6 protein-coding genes and 1 pseudogene are annotated in these 6,294 nt (G+C 46.4%); 2 read left to right on the forward strand and 5 right to left on the reverse strand.

Features of this window, described 5'->3' with window-relative positions; all coding sequences use genetic code 11:
• From folP to metF, 5 genes are all read right to left on the reverse strand, one after another.
• A partial coding sequence (folP, locus tag HKN88_07530; GenBank protein ID NNC97910.1) for a dihydropteroate synthase occupies nucleotides 1-581 on the reverse strand: 581 nt, incomplete at its 3' end.
• A gap of 154 nt (nucleotides 582-735) precedes the next feature.
• The gene (gene hflB, locus HKN88_07535; protein NNC97911.1) at nucleotides 736-2,637 is read right to left on the reverse strand and encodes an ATP-dependent zinc metalloprotease FtsH; all 1,902 of its coding nucleotides are present in this window, start codon (nucleotides 2,635-2,637) and stop codon (nucleotides 736-738) included.
• Between the two features lie 158 nt (nucleotides 2,638-2,795).
• Nucleotides 2,796-3,422 (reverse strand): 23S rRNA (uridine(2552)-2'-O)-methyltransferase RlmE, encoded by a 627-nt coding sequence (gene rlmE, locus HKN88_07540; protein NNC97912.1) that lies wholly within the window; start codon nucleotides 3,420-3,422, stop codon nucleotides 2,796-2,798.
• Nucleotides 3,423-3,444: 22 nt separating this feature from the next.
• Nucleotides 3,445-4,491: an ornithine cyclodeaminase gene (locus HKN88_07545; protein NNC97913.1), complete on the reverse strand. Its 1,047-nt coding sequence runs from the start codon at nucleotides 4,489-4,491 to the stop codon at nucleotides 3,445-3,447.
• An 82-nt stretch (nucleotides 4,492-4,573) separates the two neighbouring features.
• Nucleotides 4,574-5,536 carry a methylenetetrahydrofolate reductase gene (gene metF / locus HKN88_07550; GenBank protein NNC97914.1) on the reverse strand — a complete coding sequence of 321 codons (963 nt, stop codon included), beginning with the start codon at nucleotides 5,534-5,536 and terminating at the stop codon, nucleotides 4,574-4,576.
• Nucleotides 5,537-5,711: 175 nt separating this feature from the next.
• Between metF and metJ the strand changes: the two genes are divergently transcribed.
• Both metJ and HKN88_07560 read left to right on the forward strand, forming a co-directional pair.
• On the forward strand, nucleotides 5,712-5,990 hold the full coding sequence (gene metJ, locus HKN88_07555) for a met regulon transcriptional regulator MetJ (GenBank protein ID NNC97915.1): 279 nt from the start codon (nucleotides 5,712-5,714) through the stop codon (nucleotides 5,988-5,990).
• Nucleotides 5,991-6,160: 170 nt separating this feature from the next.
• A pseudogene (locus tag HKN88_07560) lies at nucleotides 6,161-6,294 on the forward strand (5-methyltetrahydrofolate--homocysteine methyltransferase).

The raw sequence follows: 6,294 nt of genomic DNA on the forward strand, positions 1-6,294 counted from the left end.
CCCAGTTCAATAATCTTGTGCAAGGCATTCAACAATTGATAATTGTGCTCCAGAGTTTTTCCAAAACCGAAACCCGGGTCCAGGATAATTTGTTCGGGTTTGACTCCAGCCTGCTCGCACTCCCCGGCTCTGGTGAGTAAAAACTCACAAACATCACTGACCACATTGGTGTAATGAATATTTTTTTGCATGCTACGTGGCTGACCCTGCATATGCATGAGACATACTGGCACATCCAGTTTTGCCACTTTTGTTAATGCCTCAGGCTGACGTAAAGCATAAACGTCATTGATCATGCTTGCACCGGCTTGTACAGCCTCATACATGACCACCGCTTTACTGGTATCAATAGAAATAACTGCATCGATTTCAGCAGTAAGTTTTTCAATTATCGGAATAACGCGTTGCAATTCCTGGTCTTCCGTAACAGATTCCGCTCCCGGGCGAGTCGACTCCCCGCCGATGTCAATTATTGCGGCTCCATTTTCTTGCATCTGCAATGCTTGCTGAATGGCATGATCAAGTGTGACAAATTTTCCACCATCAGAAAATGAATCAGGGGTGACATTCAAGATTCCCATTATTAATGGTTTATCCAGTGACAAACTATGAGTTCCGCACTGCAATGTTCGAGATTGTTTTTGCATTATTAATTATTTTTCAATTCAAAGTGTCCAAACAAAAACGACAGCTCAATGAACTGCCGTTCTTGAACAGAAACTTAGAACTGGAAAATCAAGCTTCGTGCACGGGTTTATTCAAATCGGGTTCCTGACTATCCTGTGACTCCATATCATCAGGCGAACGCAATACCGGGCCCGACCAATCTTTGGGCGGTTTCGGTTCATTGCCCGCCATGATGTCGGCGATCTGACCGGCATCAATGGTTTCATAGGTCATCAGGGCTTCAGCCATCGCGTGCAGTTTATCCTCATTCTCTTTTAGTATTTTTTCTGCACGCTGGTAATTTCTATCAACTAGATCGCGTATTTCGGCATCGATTACTTTTTGTGTTTCAGGCGAGATAGTTTTTACCTGGGTTGACGTACCGCCCAGATACATTTGATTATTTTCTTCTGCGTAAGTCATGGGCCCGAGTTTTTCCGACAAACCCCACTTGGTCACCATGTTGCTTGCGATCTCAGTCGCGCGTTCAATGTCATTAGACGCACCGGTTGAAACACCGTCTTTGCCCAAGGTCATTTCTTCTGCAATTCTGCCACCATACAAAGAGCTCAAACTGCTTTCGAGTCTTTGCTTGGACACCGAATAACGGTCGCGCTCAGGCAAATACATGGTCACGCCCAGGGCGCGTCCACGTGGAATAATGGTAACTTTGTACACCGGGTCGTGCTCGGGTACTTTTAAACCCACAATGGCATGCCCGGCTTCATGATAAGCGGTGTTGCGCTTTTCTTCTTCGGTCATGACCATGGATTTACGTTCCGCACCCATCATGATCTTGTCTTTGGCGATCTCGAATTCTTTCATACCAACAATGCGTTTGTTGACACGCGCGGCCTGTAGAGCCGCTTCATTGACCAGGTTGGCGAGATCAGCACCCGAGAATCCCGGGGTACCACGGGCCAAATAGTCAGGACGCACATCGTCGTCTACCGGCACTTTACCCATATGCACTTTAATAATGGCTTCACGGCCACGTACATCGGGTAATGGAACCACAACTTGACGATCAAATCGACCCGGACGCAATAAGGCAGGATCCAGAACATCGGGACGGTTGGTCGCGGCGATGACTATTACGCCTTCGTTACCTTCAAAGCCGTCCATTTCCACCAGTAACTGGTTCAAGGTTTGCTCGCGTTCATCGTGTCCACCACCATGACCACTACCGCGATGACGACCGACCGCATCGATCTCGTCAATAAAAATAATACACGGTGCGTGTTTCATGGCCTGTTCGAACATATCGCGTACACGGGATGCACCCACGCCAACAAACATTTCAACAAAGTCGGAACCGGAAATCGTGAAAAACGGTACTTTGGCTTCACCGGCAATGGCTTTTGCCAATAAGGTTTTACCCGTACCCGGCTGCCCTACCATCAAAACGCCACGCGGAATCTTGCCGCCCAGACGCTGGAACTTGCCGGGATCTTTCAGGAAATCAACGATCTCGCCGACTTCTTCTTTGGCTTCATCCACGCCCGCGACATCGGAGAAGGTGACCTTGACCTGGTCTTCACCGAGCAATTTGGCTTTGCTGCGCCCAAAGGACATCGCACCGCCCTTGCCACCGCCCTGCATCTGTCGCATGAAATAAACCCAGACCGCAACTAACAATAAAATAGGTAACAAGGAGATAATGATCTCGGCAAGTAAATTCTTTTTCTTCTGTGGAACGCCTTCGTATTTAACGTTGTACTTGTCCATTTCACCGATCAAAGTGGTGTACTCGCTTTCCACCGCATTGGTCAAATAAGCACTACCATTTTTATACTTACCCTTGATCAATAAGCCTTCTATGACCGCGCTATCGATATTGCCATTTTTCATAGCCGTGCGGAACTCGTGATAGGGAATTTCAACCTTGCTTTGCTCTTGCATATTGAAATGGCGAAAAGCCGAGAACATGACCACCGCGATCACAATCCAGAGCCCGAGTTGTTTTAGCATGTCTTTAGTCAAAATGTAATACCTGTATTTCCTGTAGTGAATAGACGGAATAGATAGGAAGATTGGCGCCTATATTCATTAATTTAGAGTGCAATTATACCGCAGAGTTCGAAGTAGACCCTGATTCAGGTCAAATAACCTATTTGAGATTTATACACCTAGTGACTCTTGAATCCTTTGGCCACCAGGTAAACTTCACGGCTGCGTGGACGCGATGCTTCGGGCTTCCGCACTTTCACACTGTTAAATACAGAACGCGCCGATCTCACATACTCATCAAAGCCTTCGCCCTGAAACAATTTGGTCACAAATCCGCCACCTGGCTTGAGTAGCTTTTGTGCCATATCCAGGGCCAATTCGGCCAAATACATGGAACGCGGCTGATCTACCGCAGGGTTACCACTCATATTGGGGGCCATATCCGAAATTACAAGGTCTGCGCTTCCCGCGGGCATGCTGTCTTGTATTGCGGAAGCGACGGCATGTTCCGTGAAGTCGCCCTGGATGAATTCAACGTGCTCCAGTGGCTCCATGTCGAGAATGTCCGAAGCCAGGATCTTGCCGTGTTTACCCATGATACTGGCAGCGTACTGACTCCAGCCGCCCGGGGCCGCACCCAGATCGACCACATTAATATGAGGTCGAAACAGTTTGTCTTTTTTGTGTAATTCGTCAAGCTTGTAAACCGCGCGCGAACGCCAGCCTTCCTGTCGCGCTTGTTGCACAAACTTGTCTTTGTGGTGCTCACTCAACCACCGCGAACTACTTTTTGATCGTTTAGTCATAGACCCTTGATGGCAGAATTTTTTATGCCACTTTGCGCAAACGCGCCTTGCCCTTGGGTGAAGTCAAGGTGAACAGGTCTTTGGGATTTTCCAGAGTCGGGACTATCTCAATTTCCGTGCCCAGATTTTCTTCATGCGCGATATCGTTTATCAATCTCAAGGTAGAATAATCTTCCAATGCAAAACCTACTGAATCGAAGAACGTGATCTCATTTGCCGATGTGCGACCTTCGCTATTGCCAGCCAGAACATTCCAGAATTCTGTGACCTCATGTTCGAGATCCAACTGTTGGATATCACCCTCTATTCTGGATTGCGGTTCGTATTCAACAAAAATATTACTTCTCAATAACACATCTTTGGCAATTTCTGTTTTGCCCGGACAATCACCGCCAATCCCGTTGATGTGCATGCCGGGTTCAACCATGTCATTGGTCAAAATGGTGGCATAGCGCTTGTCGGCAGTAACCGTAGTAACGATATCCGATCCTTTTACCGCCTCTGCAGTGGACGCACAACGGGTAAGCTTTAAACTTGGATAGGCTTGCATGTTTTCTATAAATTTTGCGGTCGCGAATGGATCGGTATCAAAACAGCGAATCTCTTCAATGCCCATCAGATCATGAAAAGCCAATGCCTGAAATTCACTTTGACAACCATTACCGATCAGAGCCATCACTTTGGAATCCGCGCGTGCCAGACTTTTAGCCGCCATTACCGAGGTTGCCGCGGTGCGCAAGGCGGTGGCAATGGTTAACTCGGAAAGCAAAATGGGATAGCCGGTTTGCACTTCGGCCAACACCCCAAATGCCATAACCGTGAGGTAACCCAATTCCGCATTATCGGGATGACCATTCACGTATTTGAATGAATAGAGATCATTATTGGCAACCGGCATTAATTCAATAACTCCAACATCACTGTGGGCAGCTGAACGCGGGGATTTGTCAAAATCCTGCCAGTTGCTAAAGTCTTGCTCCAGATAGGAAACAAGTCGTCGGGTAAAGTCCTGTATCCCGTTCTCTTGTAAATAACTGCTTAAACAGGCAACATCAATAAATCGGGTCATGCTCGGTCTCAATTACGCAAAAACCGGCATTATACAGGCTTGCACACCATGATCCCTGCTAGCGTGGTCGAATCCTGATAATTCAGGCGGCGATGGTTTTGGATTTCTGGTCCCTGGCGCCCAGATAATGACAGAGGCTGTAGGTCAGGTCGGAGCGATTCAGGGTATAAAAATGAAAGTGGTCCACACCCTGCTCGGTTAATACTTTGATCTGCTCAAGGGCAATATTGATACCCAGCAATTTACACAACAATGGATCCTTGTCGGTATCTTGGTAGAGATTGTGCATCCAGTCAGGAACATTCACGTTAGCGAACTCGGTGAACTTGAGTAATTTTTGATAATTACTCACTGGCAAAATCCCCGGAACGATAGGACCGCTAATGCCACGCGCGGCTGCTTGATCACGAAAGCGCAAAAAGTTTTCATTATTAAAAAAGAATTGCGTGATGGCCCGACTTGCACCAGCATCAAATTTGGCCTTGAGGTTATCCAGATCAAATTGCGCCGAGGGGGCTTCTGGATGCACTTCCGGGTAAGCGGCTACCGAGATCTCGAAATCGTTAACGTCTTTTAAAACCCGCACCAGGTCAACTGCGTAACTGTTACATTGCTTGTCTGCGGGTAAGGTCGCATTCTCGGCCTGATCCACGTCGCCGCGTAAAGCCACAATATGTCGCACGCCAATGTCCCAGTAGCGTTGCGCTATGTCACGTAATTCCCCTTCGCTGGCATTCACGCAAGTAAGGTGAGGAACCGCAACCAGATTCGTGCGTTGTTGCACCGCCTCGATCAAGTCATGCGTCAGATCACGACTGCTGGCAAGCGCACCGTAGGTGATGGAAACAAAATCGGGTTGCAGTACCGATAATTTATCAATTGCTTTCCACAAGTTATTTGCGGCTGTTTCATTTTTTGGCGGAAAAAACTCAAACGACACTTTTATGCGGTCATAAAGATTGGACACTTCATGGTTGATCTTATCGAATAGTTTGGCAACCCCGTAAGATCCGTTTGCCAATGAGCTGGTATTTAGTTCGTACATACTTTTAGTTTTTTCCTTGAATTTCAGCCATAGTAGTCTGACTCATTTAGATGTCAAGACGTTTAGACGGCTAAATAGATTTGCAATGATTTGGCAATAACACCTATAATTATCATTTAGACGTCTATACGTTTAACTGTAAATGAATCAATACAATTAAGTGGAGTACACGCAGATGGCAAAAACCCCATACATCAATCCTTATGAAGCCCATGGCGAAAAAAGTGAAAAGGTTAAAAAAATCACGGTTTCTGTGCCAATACGGGTACTCAAATTGCTCATTGATGAGAGAACTCGTAGACAAATCAACAACTTACGTCATGCTACTTTGAGTGATCTGCTGTGTGAGGCATTTTTACATGCGTATACCGGGCAAGACCTGCCGACCGATGATGATCTGAGTAAATCCAATCCGCGCGTAACCAAACAAAGCAGTAAGCGGAAAAAAACCTAAAAAAAATAATTCTCTTAAATTGGCCCTCAAAGATAATTTACCTCGGCAATTTAATACCAAGTCAATTATAATTTAGACGTCTATACTCCTAGACGTCTTTTTTTTGCGCAAAGAATCCTACCTTGAAAAACCAAATTCGACCTTCTACTTCAAATCAATTTACACAAGCACTTTCTGAAAAGATCCTGATCCTGGACGGCGGTATGGGCACCATGATCCAGGCGCACGAATTAGAAGAAGCGGATTATCGTGGTACACGGTTTAATGACTGGCAGAACGAATTGTTGGGCAACAACGATCTTCT

This window comes from Gammaproteobacteria bacterium (genome assembly GCA_013001575.1).
In the GTDB taxonomy this organism is placed as follows: domain Bacteria; phylum Pseudomonadota; class Gammaproteobacteria; order Steroidobacterales; family JABDMI01; genus JABDMI01.